Consider the following 14,027-nt stretch of genomic DNA (forward strand, 5'->3'; position numbering starts at 1 on the left):
TGATCGTCATGAGCCTGATCGCTTTGGCGCCCGCCCTGGCCTGCGCGACGAGTGCATCCACCACCGAGGACTTCAGCACCGAGGCGCGCGAGATCGAGCGCCTGGCCGAACGGGTCGTCGCACAATCGCGGATCCCGGGGCTGGCGATGGCCATCGTCGAGGACGGCAAGGTGGTGTCGCTGCGCGGTTACGGCGTCGTCGACAGCAAGGCCGGGCAGCCGGTGGGCACCGACACCGTGTTCCGTGTCGCCTCGTTGTCCAAGGCCTTCGCCGGCACCCTGAGCGCACTGCTGGTGAATGAAGGCGCGATGTCCTGGGACAGCCCGATCGCCAACCAGCTGCCCGCCTTCAGCCTGCGCGACCTGCAGGGCGCCCAGAAGATCACCGTGCGCGAGATCCTCAGCCACCGGATCGGCCTGGCCTACAACACCTTCGACCGCGACCTGGAAGCCGACCAGCCCTACCCGCTGCTCGCCGAACGCCTGTCGCAGGCGCCGCTCACCTGCAGCCCGGGCGAGTGCTACGCCTACCAGAACATCGCCTTCAGCCTGGTCGGCGACCTCGTGTTCGCCGTCACCGGCGATTTCTACGCACACCAGGTCGAGAAACGGCTCTTCCACCCGCTGGGCATGTACGGCGCCACCTTCGGCCGCGACGGCCTCGAGGCCAGCCCGAGCTGGGCGCGTCCGCACGTGCGCAGCGGCGGCACCTGGGTGCCGGTGCGGCCGAAGGAAACCTACTACCGCATCCCGCCCGCGGCCGGCGTCAATGCCAGCATCCACGACATGGCGCAGTGGCTGATCGCGCAGATGGGCCATCGCCCGGACGTGCTGCCGCCCGAAGTGCTCAACCAGATCCAGACCCCGCAGGTGGAAACGCCGGGCGAGACCCGCAGCAGCGCCTGGCGGCGCGAGCGCCTCAACAGCGCCTACTACGGCCTGGGCTGGCGCATCTACGACTATGCCGGCCACACCCTGGTCTTCCACGGCGGCGCCGTGCAGGGTTACCGCGCGATGGCGGCCTTCCTGCCCGACCGGGACATCGGCGTCGTCGTCCTCTGGAACAGCGAGAGCGCCATGCCATCGGGCCTGCTGCCGACGGTCATGGACCGCGCGCTCGGCCTGCCGGCCCGGGAATGGCTGGCGCCGGAACCCGTGCGCCCGGCGCCGCGGCGCCGGCGCCGCTGACCCGGCGCACCCCGCGGTCGCGGGCCCACAAATGCAAACGCCGGCCCAGGGCCGGCGTTTTCTTTTCGGTGCCTCTGGAAAGTCTCCCTCCCCGCCTGGGCAACACGGGGAGAGAGCCCAGATGAAACGTTTGGTGTTCCGGCTTACAGCGCCGGAGCGACCGGGGCGGCCGGCATGGCAGCCGGCTTCTTGGCGGCCGGCTTGCGCGCAGCCTTCTTCTTTGCAGCAGGCTTCTTGGCCGCCTTCTTGGCCGCCGGCTTCTTGGCAGCCTTCTTGGCAGCCTTCTTCTTAGCCGGCTTCTTGGCAGCCTTCTTGGCCGCCGGCTTCTTGGCGACCTTCTTGGCAGCCTTCTTCTTAGCCGGCTTCTTCTTGGCAACCTTCTTCGCAGCCTTCTTGGCCGGCTTCTTGGCGACCTTCTTCGCAGCCTTCTTGGCCGGCTTCTTGGCAACCTTCTTGGCGGCCTTCTTCACGGTCTTCTTGGCAGCGGCCTTCTTCACGGTCTTCTTCGCGGCCTTCTTGGCCGGTTTCTTCGCAGCTTTCTTCGTAGCCATGGTCAACTCCTCGTCAGTTGGCTTTTGGACTGCCCAGTCACAAAGGCACCGCCACGGGACGATTCCCGTGGCGCACCGCCGTCGCGCACAAGGCGCGGCGGGCGGATGGGGTCCGGCGCGGGGCGGCGCCGGAAATGAAAACGCCCGGGCCATGACCGGTCCGGGCGTGGGATTGGCGGCTTCTACGGAAGGTCGATTTCGATTTCGCGGAGGGATGTTGGCCCTGATCCACCGTGTCGAGTTCCCGGGTGGAGTTCGGTGTTGTGGCCCGCGTTGTCGAATCGTTCTTGATCACTCGCTTCCGCAGTTGACATCTGCTGGGCGAAAGCTAATCACGGGAAATTCTGATGTCAACAACTTTGCAAAAAAAAATTCAAGGGCCGGAGCGACCGGACGCCGCGGCGATGATCCGATCGGCGCCTCCGCAGACGCCGCGCGAAGCCGTCGGAAAAACTCCCATGAAAAAAAACATCGGAAAAAAAGCATCCGAGTGAAGCAGGCCGGCGACGCGCGCATCGCATGCGGCGAACGCCGGCCGGCATCGACGGAGCGCAAATGCATCCCTTCGGGCGCCTCGCCGGCCGACCGCCGGAAACGGTTTTTGCGCGCCGCAAAACCCCGAACTGCGCGGATTCCGCGACCGGCCCCGTCGTCGATCGGGCATCCGGCGATGTCCCGACACCACCGCCGCCGCGACCGCCGCGACCGATTCCGACACCCCGAAAACAAACCGGCCGCCCGAAGGCGGCCGGCGGAAATCGACGATGTCGCCCGGCCTCAGTGGCCTTCGTCCTCGAGCAGCTGGGCGTAGTCATCGGGCGACAGCAGCTCGTTGAGCTGCTCCGGCTCGGACGGCTGGATGACGTAGATCCAGCCCTCGCCGTAGGCGTCCTCGTTGATCGTCTCGGGCTTGTCGGCCAGGGCCGCGTTGACCTCGACGACGGTGCCCGACAGCGGCGCGTAGACGTCGGAGGCGGCCTTCACCGACTCGACCACGGCGCTGGCGTTGCCCGCCTCCAGGGTGTCGCCGACGTTCGGGAGCTCGACGTAGACCAGGTCGCCGAGCAGGCCCTGGGCGTGGTCGGAGATGCCGACGGTGACGCGGCCGCTGTCTTCGACGCGGGCCCATTCGTGGGACTTGAGGAACTTCAGGTCGCCGGGAATCTCACTCATGACAGGCCTCGGTGGTCGGTGTGCGGCAGGGGGGTGGCGCGTAGTCTAGCGGGGTGGACGCGCCGTGGCATCAGGCGCGAACAGGATCAGGCGAGCACGCCCGGCTGGGCTGCGCCGTCGCGGACGAACGGATATTTCACGACCCGCACCGGCAGGCGCTTGCCGCGGATGTCGACCTCGACCGAACCGACGTCGCCGGCCGGCACGCGCGCCAGCGCGATCGCCTTGCCCAGGGTCGGCGAGAAGGTGCCGGACAGGATCTCGCCCTCGCCCGCGGCGGTGAACACCGCCTGGCCGTGGCGCAGCACGCCCTTCTCGTCGAGCACCAGGCCGATCATCTGGCGGGCGGCGCCGGCGGCCTTCTGCGACTCGAGCCGGGCGCGGCCGGTGAAGGCGCGGCCTTCGTCCAGCGCCACCGTCCAGGCCAGGCCGGCTTCGTAGGGCGTGGCGTTCTCGTCCATGTCCTGGCCGTAGAGCGCCATGCCCGCTTCCAGGCGCAGCGTGTCGCGCGCGCCCAGGCCGGCCGGCTTCACGCCGACGGCGAGCAGGCGGTTCCAGAAGTCCACCGCCTGCGCCTCCGGCACCATGATCTCGAAGCCGTCCTCGCCGGTGTAGCCCGTGCGGGCGACGAACAGGCCGTCGGCCTCGCAGGCGACGAACTTGCCGAGCTTGCCGGCCGCCTGCGCCGCCGCCGGGCTCAGCAGCTCGAGCACCTTGGCGCGGGCGTTCGGTCCCTGCACGGCGACGATGGCCAGGTCGCGGCGTTCGGTGAGCGTGATGCCGAACGGCGCCGCCTGGGCAGTGATCCAGGCCAGGTCCTTGTCGCGGGTGGCGGCGTTGACCACCAGACGGAAGAAGTCCTCGGCCATGAAATAGATGATCAGGTCGTCGATGACGCCGCCGTTGGCGTCGAGCATGCAGGCGTACAGCGCCTTGCCCGGCGTCTTGAGCTTGTCCACCGAGTTCGCGACCAGCTGGCGCAGGAAGGGCCGCACCTGGTCGCCGCGCAGGTCCAGGATGGTCATGTGCGAGACGTCGAACATGCCGGCGTCGCGGCGCACCTGGTGGTGTTCTTCGATCTGCGAGCCGTAGTTGATCGGCATGTCCCAGCCGCCGAAGTCCACCATCTTGGCGCCGAGCGCGCGGTGGGTGTCGTTGAGGACCGTCTTCTTGCTCATGGCCTGCCCAGGGGGTTTGCGGGAAAGGCCGGCATTATCGCAGACCCGGCCGGGCCGGGCGGCACCGCCTCAGCGCTGCTGCTTCACCAGCCACCAGACCGGGACCAGCCCGACCGCGCACAACCACAGCGCCGGCCACGCCGCCTGCTGCCACAGGCCTTCGGTGGTGTGGCTGTAGATCTTCACCGCCAGCGTGTCCCAGCCGAAGGGGCGCAGCATCAGGGTGGCCGGCAGTTCCTTCACCGTCTCCACCAGCACCAGCAGCAGCGCCGCCACCAGGCCCGGGCGCAGCAGCGGCAGCACGATCAGGCGCAGGCGTTCGCGGGCCGGCACGCCGAGCAGGCGCGCCGATTCGAGCAGCGAAGGCCGGAGCGACTGGAAAGCGGATTCGGTGGCCTCGTGGCCGACCCGGAAGAAGCGCACGCACAGCGCCAGCAACACGCCCGCCAGCGACGAACTCAGGGCCAGCGCGGCCAGCCAGGGCGCGGCGCGTTCGGCGGCGACCAGCAGCCACATCGCGCCGACCGCGAGCACGGTGCCGGGCACCGCGTAACCCAGCCCCGCCGCGAAACCGGCCGCATGCACGCCGCGGTCGCCGCCGCTGCGGCGCCCGAGCAGGGCGAAGACCAGCGACAGCAGCAGCACGCCGCTGGCCGCCATCATCGCCAGCAGCAGCGTATTCCAGGCTGCCTCGCCGACCTCGGGCAGGCTGGCGCGCACCTGCCAGGACCACACCAGCAACTGCCCGACCGGCACCACGAAACCGATGCCCACGGTCAGCGCCGCCAGGGCCGTGATCGCCCAGGCGCGCGCGCCGGACAGCCGGCGGCGCGGCGGCGGCACCAGCTGCCGGCCGGCGTGGCGGGCGCGCCCACGCGCGATACGTTCGAGCACCAGCACCAGCGCCACCAGCCCGATCATCCCGAAGGCCAGCTGCGCCGCGGCCGGCAGCGAGTACAGGCCGAACCAGGTCTTGTAGATCGCCGTGGTCAGGGTATCCACGCCCAGGATGCTGACCGCGCCGAAGTCGGCCAGCGCCTCCAGCAGCACCAGGCTCAGGCCCGCGACCCAGGCCGGCCGCGCCATCGGCAGCGCGGCGCGGAAGAAGGAGGCGACCGGGCCATGGCCGAGCGAGCGCGCGGCGTCCATCGCCGCGCTGCCCTGGCGCAGGAAGGCTGCGCGCACGATCAGGAACACATAGGGATAAAGCACCGTCGCCAGCACCGCGGCCGCACCGGGCACGCTGCGCAGTTCCGGGAAACCCGCGGGCGCGCCGCCCAGCGCGCGCCACGCCGTCTGCAGCGGTCCGCCGTAGTCGGCCAGGCCGACATAGACGAAGGCGACGACATAACCGGGCAGCGCCATCGGCAGCACGAGGGCCCAGTCGAAGAAGCGCCGGCCCGGCCAGTCGTAACGCGCGCTTGCCCAGGCGAATCCGATGCCGGGCAGCAGCGCGAACAGCGCCAGCAGCCCCAGCAGCGCGAGCGTGTTGCGCAGCGCCAGCGGCAGCACCTGCTCGAGCAGGTGCGGCCAGACCTCCGGCGGCGGCACCGCGAAGGCGCTGGCCAGCCACAGCGCCGGCAGCAGCAGCGGCAGCGCCAGGCCCCAGGCCAGCGCCCGGGGCCAGGCCGTGCGTGCCGCGCCTTGGCTCATCGGATCAGCGCCAGCCGGCGCGGTCCATCAGGCGCACGGCTTCGGCCTGGCGATGGCCGGCGACCGAGACGTTCACCGGATCGGCCTTGAACTTGCCCCAGGCGGCGACGACCGGGTCGAGCTTCACGCCGGGCCTGGCCGGGATCTCGAAGTTGACGCTGGCGAAGTCGGCCTGCACCGCGTCCGAGGCCAGCCACTCCAGGAACTTCTGCGCTTCGGCCTTGTGCCTGGAGGCGGCGACGATGCCGGCGCCCGAGATGTTCACGTGCGCGCCGCTGCCGGCCTGGTTGGCCCAGAACACCTGCACCGGATAACCGGCGGTGTCGTGCTGCAGGCGGCCCAGGTAGTAGGTGTTGATCAGGCCGACGTCGCACTGGCCGGCGGCGATCGCGTTGGCCAGCAGGGTGTCGTCGGCGAAGGGCGCGGTGGCGAGGTTGGCGACCCAGCCGCGCACGACCGCTTCGGTGCGCTCGGCGCCGAGGCGCTCGATCATCGTCGCGACCAGGGACTGGTTGTAGACCTTCTTGGACGAACGCAGGCACAGGCGGCCCTTCCATTTCGCATCGGCCAGGGCTTCGTAGGTCGACAGCTCGGCCGGCTTCACGCGCGCGGTGGAATAGACGATGGTGCGGGCGCGCTGCGACAGCGCGAACCAGCGGCCCTGCGGATCGCGCAGGTGGGCGGGAATGGCGGCGTCGAGCGCGGGCGATTTCACCGGCGCCAGCAGGCCACGTTCGGCTGCCTGCCACAGGCTGCCGGCGTCCACCGACATGAACAGGTCGGCGCGGGTGTTGGCGCCTTCCGCGGCCAGGCGTTCGATCAGCACCGGCGCACCGTCGGACAGCAGGCGCACTGTGGTGCCGGTTTCGCGCTGGTAGCGGTCGAAGATCGGCTTGACCAGCGGCTCCTTGCGCTCGGTGTAGACCACCAGCTCGGCGGCGGAGACGCTGGACACGGCCAGACTGGCGAGCAGCAGGCAGTAAACGAGACGCGGCATGTGGACTCCAGGAGGTTCGGCCCGGGGGCGGACGCCGCAAATGATAACGGTTCTCATCTGAAACACAAGGAAGGCCCGGCGGACAGTCACTGTTATTGCGAATCATTCTTGTCCGTAATAAAATCTTAACCGTCCGCCGACACCCCGGCCCTTCGGTTTTCCTCCCCATGTCTCCGACCCTGCGCCTCGCCATCACGCTGGCCCTGCTTCCGGCCGCCGTCCTTGCGGCCGAAAACCCCGACCAGTCCCTGGTCCGTCTCGATCGCATCAACGTCTTCGGCAACCTGGCCGAAGTGAAGCAGGCCGCCGGCTCGGCGCACTACATCGACGGCGAGACGCTGGAGAAGTTCGCTTACCGCGACATCCACCGCGTGCTGCGCCAGGTGCCCGGCGTCTACCTGGTCGAGGAAGAGGGTTACGGCCTGCGCCCGAACATCGGCATCCGTGGCTCGGGCACCGACCGCAACAGCCGCATCACGGTGATGGAGGACGGCGTGCTGATCGCGCCGGCACCCTATGCCGCCCCGGCCGCGTATTACTTCCCGACGATGTCGCGCATCAGCGCGGTCGAGATCCGCAAGGGCTCGGCGTCGGTCGTGGCCGGCCCGCGCACCACCGGCGGCGCGCTCAACCTGATTTCGACCCCGATCCCGACCACGGCCTCCGGCGAAATCGACGTCTCGGTCGGCAGCGACGCCACCCTGCTCGCCCACGGCTGGGCCGGCGCCATGGGCGAACGATTCGGCGGCCTGATCGAGGGCGTGCGCCAGCAGACCGACGGTTTCAAGCGCGTGGACGGCGGCGGCGACAGCGGCTACGGCCTGAACGACGCCGTCGGCAAGCTGCGCTGGGTCAGCGGCCCCGACGCCGCGCACTACCAGCAGCTCGACCTGAAGATCGGCCGCAACACCCAGGACAGCGACGAAACCTACCTCGGCCTGACCGACGCCGATTTCGCCGCCGACCCGAACCGCCGCTACGCCGCCTCGCGCCGGGACAACATCCAGACCGAGCAGCACCTGTACGAACTGCGCCACCTGATCGAACTCGGCGACAACGTCGACCTGACCACCGTCGCCTACCGCACCGAGTTCTCGCGCAACTGGTACAAGCTCAACGACGTGCAGGGCGTCTCCATCGCCAGCATCCTCGCCGACCCCGCGACCTACGCCGCCCAGTACGGCTGGCTGACCGGCAGCACCGACAGCCCCGCCAACGCGCTGCGCCTGCGCAACAACAACCGCAGCTACTACGCCCAGGGCCTGCAGAGCGTGCTGGGCCTGGGCTTCGAAAGCGGCGCCGTGGCGCACGACCTCGAGATCGGCCTGCGCCTGCACCGCGACCAGGAAGACCGCTACCAGGACGACGACCGCTACCAGATGCTCGACGGCCAGCTGGTGCGCACCACCGATGGCGCACCGGGCACCCAGGAGAACCGCGTCGGCGACGCCGAGGCGCTTTCCATCTACGTGCAGGACACCATCACCCTGGGCCGCTGGATCCTCAGCCCCGGCGTGCGCTACGAGCGCATCGACCTGAGCCGCACCAACTACTCCACCGCCACCGGCCGCCGCGACGTGGTGCTGTCGGTCAATGAAACCGAAGTGGACGCGGTGATCCCCGGTTTCGGCGCCACCTGGCTGATGAATCAGAACCTCAGCCTGTTCGCCAGCGTGCACCGCGGCTTCAACCCGCCGGGCCCGGCCTCGGGCTCGGAGTCGGAAAAGAGCGTCAATGCGGAATTCGGCCTGCGTTACGGCCGCGATGCGCTCAGCACCGAGCTGGTCGGTTTCGTCAGCGACTACTCGAACCTGGTCGGCACCTGCACCGCGTCCAGCGGCGGCAACTGCACCATCGGCGACCAGTTCGACGGCGGCGAAGCGCGCGTTTCCGGCGTCGAGGCCAGCCTGGGTTACGACTTCGGCCAGGGCGGCGCACTGTCCTTCCCGGTGTCGCTCAGCTACACCTTCACCCGGGCCGAGTTCCGCAGCAGCTTCAACTCCAGCTTCGAAGAGTGGGGCAGCATCGAGGATGGCGACCGCCTGCCCTACCTGCCCGAACACCTGCTGCACGCCGAAGCCGGCGTGGTCGGCGAACGCTGGCGCCTCGCGCTGGCCGCCAACTACCTGGACGAGATGCGCAGCGTCGCCGGCCGCGGCGCCATCCCGGCGGGCGAAGCCACCGATTCGGCCGTGGTCTGGGACCTGAGCGCCGGCTTCCGCATCGACAAGCAGGCCGAACTGTATGCCCGCGTCGAAAACCTGTCGGACGAGGAGTACATCGTCGCCCGCCGGCCCGCCGGTGCCCGCCCGGGCCAGCCGCGCAGCGCCTTCGTCGGCATCCGCCTGGCGTTCTGAGCCGGGCCATCGGGATCGCGCCCAAGGGCCGGGGCTTCCCCCGGCCCTTTTTCTTTGCCCGCACCGACGGAGAAGGGGGTCAGGTTCACTTCCCGGAGGCGTAATCTGGCCGAAGGCCGGACGTCCGGCCCCGGGAAGTGAACCTGACCCCTTTTCCGCTGCGACCCTTTTCCGTCCCGCTGCATCCCTGACCGATGTGAGCCCACCCTCGTCCTTCGCGATCGATGTGCCAGACGCCCTGCTTGCCCGCGCCCGACGCGGCGAGGCGAGCGCGTTCGAGCAGATCTACCGCCGGTTCGAGCGACCGGTCTTCACCCTGGCGCTGCGCCTCACCGGCGAGCGCGAGGAGGCCCAGGACGTACTGCAGGACACCATGCTCAAGCTCTTCGACCGCATCGGCGAGTTCCGCTCCGAGTCGCCCTTCTGGGGCTGGCTGCGGCAGATCGCCGTCAACGAAGCCCTGATGCGCCTGCGCAAACGCGGCCGCACGCCCTTCACCGAAGACTCCGACGAGATCGAGCTCGAGTGCCACGACACGATGCTGCCGCCGGCCGCCGCCGACGCCGCCCTGCTGACCCGCGCCCTCGGCCGCATGCCCGACGCCACCCGCAGCGTGATCTGGCTCTACCACGCCGAGGGTTACACCCACGAAGAGATCGCCTGCCTGATGGGCAAGACGGCGAGCTTTTCCAAATCCCAGCTCGCCCGCGGCACCCGCAAGCTGCGCGAGCTGCTGAACGTCGAAACGGAGGCGCCTTCCCATGCCTGACGCCCACACGCCCGAGCGCGGCCTGAGCGCCGCCGAGGCTCTGTCCCGGCTGCCGCTGGAAACGCCCGACCGCAGCGCGTGGCCGCTGCTGGAACGGCGCATCATCGCCGCGCCGCCCGCGGCGGCGCCGCGCCGACGCTGGCCGCTGGCGCTGGCCGCCGCGGCCACGCTCGCCGTGGCCGCGCTGATGCCGAGGCTGCTGTCACCGCCCGTCGTCGCGCCCACCGGAACGCCGGTCGCAACGACGGCGGCCCCGGCGCGCGGCGAGCTCGAGGCGCTGATGGCCGAATCGGCCCAGCTGGAGAACTTCATCAGCGCCGTGTCCGCCGATGACATGGCCAGCGCCAGCGCCGCTGCGCTCGGCCTGGAGTTCGAGGACCGGCTGCGCCGCCTCGACGTCGCGCTGTCGGCGCCGACGCTGGATCTCCAGACCCGCACCCAGCTCTGGCAGCAGCGCGTGTCGCTGCTGCGCGAATACGCCGGCGTGCAGGGCACCTCGCAGTGGCTGGCCGCCGACGGCGGCAGCCTCGACGGCGCCCTGGTCGCCACGTTCTGAACCCCTTCCGCTTCCGCACGATGAGGTATTCCCGATGAAGCTCCGCCTGATCTCCCTGATGGTGGCGGCCGCGCTGGCGGCCTCGGTCCAGGCCGCCGACACGCCCAAGGCCGCGGCCGACGAGGCCGCCAAACGCGCCGAACTCGAGCGCGCCCGCGCCGAAATGAGCCGCTACGGCCAGCGCGTCGCCGAACTGAGCCGCGAGCTCGGCGAACGCGGCGGCTACAGCTTCACCTTCAACTCCGAAGAATTCGACCACGCCCGCGACCGTCCCGCGATCGGCGTGGTGATGGGCGCCAACCCGGCCGCCAGCGGCGTGCGCCTGGCCGCGGTGACACCCAATGGCCCCGCCGCCAAGGCCGGCCTGCGCGCCGGTGACGTGCTGCTCAGCGTCGACGGCAAGACCATCGGCGGCAAGGGCGACGCCGCCATCGCGCAGGCGCGCGAACTGCTGGGCGGGCTGAAGGACGGCCAGCAGCTGCGCCTGGGTTACGCCCGCGAAGGCAAGTCGGGCCAGGCCACCGTCCGGGCCGAACCGCTGGACCGCGTGATGGTGTTCCGCACCGGCGAATCGCCGCAGGCCGAAGCCCTGGCCTACGAACGCGCCCGCGCCATGCCGGTGATCGCACCGCGGGTCGAGATGGAGCTCGCGCGCCTGGCCGCCGCGCCCTGCCCGCCCGGCAGCGACAAGGACTGCAGCTTCCCCGCGCTGGCCCAGGCCTTCCGCTGGAGCGGCGTGAACCTGGCCTCGATGAATCCGCAGCTGGGCCGCTACTTCGGCACCAGCAGCGGCGTGCTGGTGCTCAGCGGCGGCCCCGGCCTGGAGGCGCTGGAATCGGGCGACGTGATCCAGCGCATCGCCGGCCAGCCGGTGCAGTCGCCGCGCGACGCCATGCGCGCGCTGCGCGACCAGGACGAAGGCGAGAAGGTGAAGGTCGAGGTGCTGCGCGAGCGCAAGCCGCGCACCGTCGAGGTGACCGTGCCCGATGCGCCCGGCGTGCGCTGGTTCGCGCCACCGCCGCCGCCTGCGCCCCCGGCACCTCCCGCCCCGCCGGCGCCGCCGACCCCGCGTACCGCGCCGCTGCCACCGCCTCCGGCCGCACCCGCCGCGCCGGCTGGCCTGCCGGCACCCCCTCCGCCGCCGGCGCCGCCCGCACCGCCGGCCGTGGACGGCGACACCGTCGCCTTCGCCGACGGCGTGGTCACCCGCATCGTCAGCCAGCGGCGCTGGGTGGACGATGAGGGCAACGAGCACATCGTGATCCAGACCGAAGCCGATTCGGCGGAGTAAGCCCCGCTTCCGGACGCTGTGCCCCTGCACGGGCGCAGCGTCCAAGGCTTGCCCCCGGCGCACCGCGGACGCTCTACTGGGCGCCCGACCCTCCGGACGCCCCCGACGGATGCGCTTGCAAACCCGTGTGCTGCTGATGACGGTCGTGCTGCTGCCCGTCGTGTTGTTCCTCCTGTTCCGTGCGTGGCAGCATCTGCCGGGGCAGGCTCGTTCCGGACCGGACACACCGGCCGCCACGCCCCCCGCCACAGCGCAGGCAGCGCCGCCTGATCGCACCGTGCGGGCGGCAACGACGGCGCGTGCGCCTCTGCCTCCCGCGGACGCTCCGATCACCGATATCGCAACGTCGCTGCAGGCCCGCGCCGACGCCGGCGACAGCCTGGCCGCCTGCCGGCTGGGCATGGAGCTGCTGCGTTGCCAACAGGTGCCGGACGAATTTGCCGAACACCACTTCCAGGAACTCGAGCGGCAGGAGAAACACCACCGCGATGAGGGCGACACGCAGAGGGCGGAGCGCATCGCGGCAGGACGACGCGCCCAGCGGGACCTCCTCGCCGCCTGCCGCGGCATTCCCCAGGCCACGCGCGATCGCGCCCACCACTACCTCCGGCTGGCCGCGCTGGCCGGCGAACCCGACGCTCAGCTGCGTTACGCCAGCGGAGAGTCGCTGGGGCTGATGGGCCGTTTCGACCGGCTGACGTCTCCGGAAGTCGACGCCTGGCGTCGTGAAGCGCCGGCGCTGCTTGCGCGCGCGCTGGCCGCGGGTCGCCCCGAGGCGGTGCAGCTTCTCGCCGAGGCCTACCGGCCGGGCGATGAAGCCACCACCACGATCGTCGGCTGGGTGATCCCGAACGATCCGGTCCAGGCCCACGCCTATTCCCTGCTTCAGCGCCAGCTGTCGGGCGGGATCAGCCCACCGGGCCAGCGTCCCGCCGCGGGACTGGACGACGCCGGACGTGCGCGCGCGCAGGCGCTCGCCGAGGACCTGCGGCAGCGGCACTTCGACGGCGTCGTCGTGGACCCGGAACGCGTGGTGCTGGGCCTGCCGCCACTGACCGATCCGTTCGCATTGTCGAAACACGCCGCGGTGGCCGATCGCTTCTGCCAGTCCGATGCGGCCGGGGACGCGCCATGAAGCCTCGGCAAGTCGCTTTGTGCCTCGCCCTGATCGTGGCGGGCGCGGTCACCCTGTCCTGGTGGATCCGCGACAGGGCGCCGCTAGCCGCGCCGCAGGCAAGCACCGCGGCGACGGAGGTTTCCCGGAGCGATGCCGCTCCGCCGCCGACGCGCGCCCGCGCGACGACGGGAGACGATCCGCTGGCGTCGAACGCCACCCTGCCCCCGAGCGACACGCCCCTGCCCGCGCTGCTCGCCCTGCTGCAGCCCCGCGCCGATGCCGGCGACAGCCTGGCGGCCTGCCGGCTCGGCGTGGAGCTGCTCCGCTGCGACGCCAACGACTATGCGGTGAGCTTCCACCAGAGCCACTCGACCGGCTTCGTCCGCGAGAAGGAGGCGAAGGGCCAGTTGGCGCTGGCCAACCAGGTCGAGGAACAGCAGCTCCGGCAACTGGAGCTGCAGATCCAGTGCCGGCAGCTGCCGGACGACGTGCGCCGCCGCGGCGCCGACTACCTGGTCCAGGCGGCGCGTGCCGGTGAGCCCGAAGCCATGCTCCGCTACGCGATGGGGGAACACTGGGGCATCAACCTCGACGACTTCCTCGCCGACAGCCGCTTCGACGTCTGGCGGCGCGACGCCCCCGGCATGCTGCAGCGCGCGCTGGAGGCGGGGGACCCGCGGTCGGTCAACCTTCTGATGAGTGCTTACCTCGACGACTTTTCCCCCAACAGCGGCCTGGTCGCCAACGATCCGATCCGTGGGCTGGCGTTCCAGATTCTGCATTTCCGCCTGACCAATCGTCCGTCGCCGACCTCCCGCCTGGGGGCGGCGGACGTCGCCCAGGCCGAGGCGCTGGCGACGGAACTGCATCAGCGCCACTTCGGCAACCGGCGCCTGGAGTCGGCGGAGCAGGCGTTCCTGCCGGCCCTGTTTTCGGCGGGCAGCGATGGGCGGGATCCGGGGTTCTGCCGGCGGTAGGGGATGTGGGGATGGGGTCGCGGTTTGCCGGAGATTCTGGAGCCGGGCTTGGGGGTGTTGGTTTATTGGACCGTACCCGGGCCCGCGTATAATCACGGCCGTTCCTTTGACTTCGGGGAGTAGCCCATCCCTCCCGGGAGCCGCGCATCAACACACTTGGCAGCACGCCATGGTGCGCGGGCAAGGCAGCCGCCTTGCGGGCAAGACCGAAGGTCAGCGCG

Annotated in this window: 12 protein-coding genes and 1 riboswitch; of the genes, 7 read left to right on the forward strand and 5 right to left on the reverse strand. The window is 70.6% G+C overall.

The window, feature by feature from the left end:
• The first annotated feature begins 8 nt into the window (after window positions 1-8).
• A complete protein-coding gene (locus tag E1B00_RS10240; protein WP_220396270.1) occupies window positions 9-1,187 on the forward strand; it encodes a serine hydrolase domain-containing protein in 1,179 nt (392 codons plus the stop codon).
• Window positions 1,188-1,330: 143 nt separating this feature from the next.
• Here the strand turns inward: E1B00_RS10240 and E1B00_RS10245 are convergent, their stop codons facing one another.
• The 5 genes from E1B00_RS10245 to E1B00_RS10265 all read right to left on the reverse strand — a co-directional run bounded on the left by E1B00_RS10245 (window position 1,331) and on the right by E1B00_RS10265 (window position 6,739).
• The gene (locus tag E1B00_RS10245) at window positions 1,331-1,684 is read right to left on the reverse strand and encodes a hypothetical protein (RefSeq protein WP_176693198.1); all 354 of its coding nucleotides are present in this window, start codon (window positions 1,682-1,684) and stop codon (window positions 1,331-1,333) included.
• Between the two features lie 831 nt (window positions 1,685-2,515).
• Entirely contained in the window at window positions 2,516-2,911 is a 396-nt protein-coding gene (gene gcvH / locus E1B00_RS10250) for a glycine cleavage system protein GcvH (RefSeq protein WP_139448393.1), read from the reverse strand.
• 86 nt (window positions 2,912-2,997) lie between these two features.
• Entirely contained in the window at window positions 2,998-4,089 is a 1,092-nt protein-coding gene (gene gcvT / locus E1B00_RS10255) for a glycine cleavage system aminomethyltransferase GcvT (RefSeq protein WP_139448395.1), read from the reverse strand.
• A 69-nt stretch (window positions 4,090-4,158) separates the two neighbouring features.
• On the reverse strand, window positions 4,159-5,742 hold the full coding sequence (locus E1B00_RS10260; protein ID WP_139448398.1) for an ABC transporter permease: 1,584 nt from the start codon (window positions 5,740-5,742) through the stop codon (window positions 4,159-4,161).
• Between the two features lie 4 nt (window positions 5,743-5,746).
• A complete protein-coding gene (locus E1B00_RS10265) occupies window positions 5,747-6,739 on the reverse strand; it encodes an extracellular solute-binding protein (protein WP_139448400.1) in 993 nt (330 codons plus the stop codon).
• 167 nt (window positions 6,740-6,906) lie between these two features.
• On the opposite strand from E1B00_RS10265, the gene E1B00_RS10270 reads away from it, so the two are divergent.
• From E1B00_RS10270 to E1B00_RS10290, 6 genes are all read left to right on the forward strand, one after another.
• Window positions 6,907-9,096 carry a TonB-dependent receptor family protein gene (locus E1B00_RS10270; protein WP_139448402.1) on the forward strand — a complete coding sequence of 730 codons (2,190 nt, stop codon included), beginning with the start codon at window positions 6,907-6,909 and terminating at the stop codon, window positions 9,094-9,096.
• A gap of 196 nt (window positions 9,097-9,292) precedes the next feature.
• Window positions 9,293-9,865 carry an RNA polymerase sigma factor gene (locus tag E1B00_RS15825; protein ID WP_246048653.1) on the forward strand — a complete coding sequence of 191 codons (573 nt, stop codon included), beginning with the start codon at window positions 9,293-9,295 and terminating at the stop codon, window positions 9,863-9,865.
• Window positions 9,858-10,421 carry a hypothetical protein gene (locus E1B00_RS15640; RefSeq protein ID WP_176693199.1) on the forward strand — a complete coding sequence of 188 codons (564 nt, stop codon included), beginning with the start codon at window positions 9,858-9,860 and terminating at the stop codon, window positions 10,419-10,421. The genes E1B00_RS15825 and E1B00_RS15640 overlap by 8 nt, the downstream gene beginning before the upstream one ends.
• 34 nt (window positions 10,422-10,455) lie before the next feature.
• The gene (locus E1B00_RS15890) at window positions 10,456-11,712 is read left to right on the forward strand and encodes a PDZ domain-containing protein (RefSeq protein WP_176693200.1); all 1,257 of its coding nucleotides are present in this window, start codon (window positions 10,456-10,458) and stop codon (window positions 11,710-11,712) included.
• 127 nt (window positions 11,713-11,839) lie between these two features.
• Window positions 11,840-12,847: a PLP-dependent aminotransferase family protein gene (locus tag E1B00_RS10285; RefSeq protein ID WP_220396271.1), complete on the forward strand. Its 1,008-nt coding sequence runs from the start codon at window positions 11,840-11,842 to the stop codon at window positions 12,845-12,847.
• On the forward strand, window positions 12,844-13,806 hold the full coding sequence (locus tag E1B00_RS10290) for a hypothetical protein (RefSeq protein WP_139448410.1): 963 nt from the start codon (window positions 12,844-12,846) through the stop codon (window positions 13,804-13,806). Before E1B00_RS10285 ends, E1B00_RS10290 begins: the two co-directional genes overlap by 4 nt.
• Before the next feature lie 102 nt (window positions 13,807-13,908).
• Window positions 13,909-14,004, forward strand: a riboswitch (yybP-ykoY riboswitch).
• Window positions 14,005-14,027: the final 23 nt, after the last annotated feature.

Origin of the sequence: Arenimonas terrae, assembly GCF_006265115.1 — a bacterium.
GTDB lineage: Bacteria > Pseudomonadota > Gammaproteobacteria > Xanthomonadales > Xanthomonadaceae > Arenimonas > Arenimonas terrae.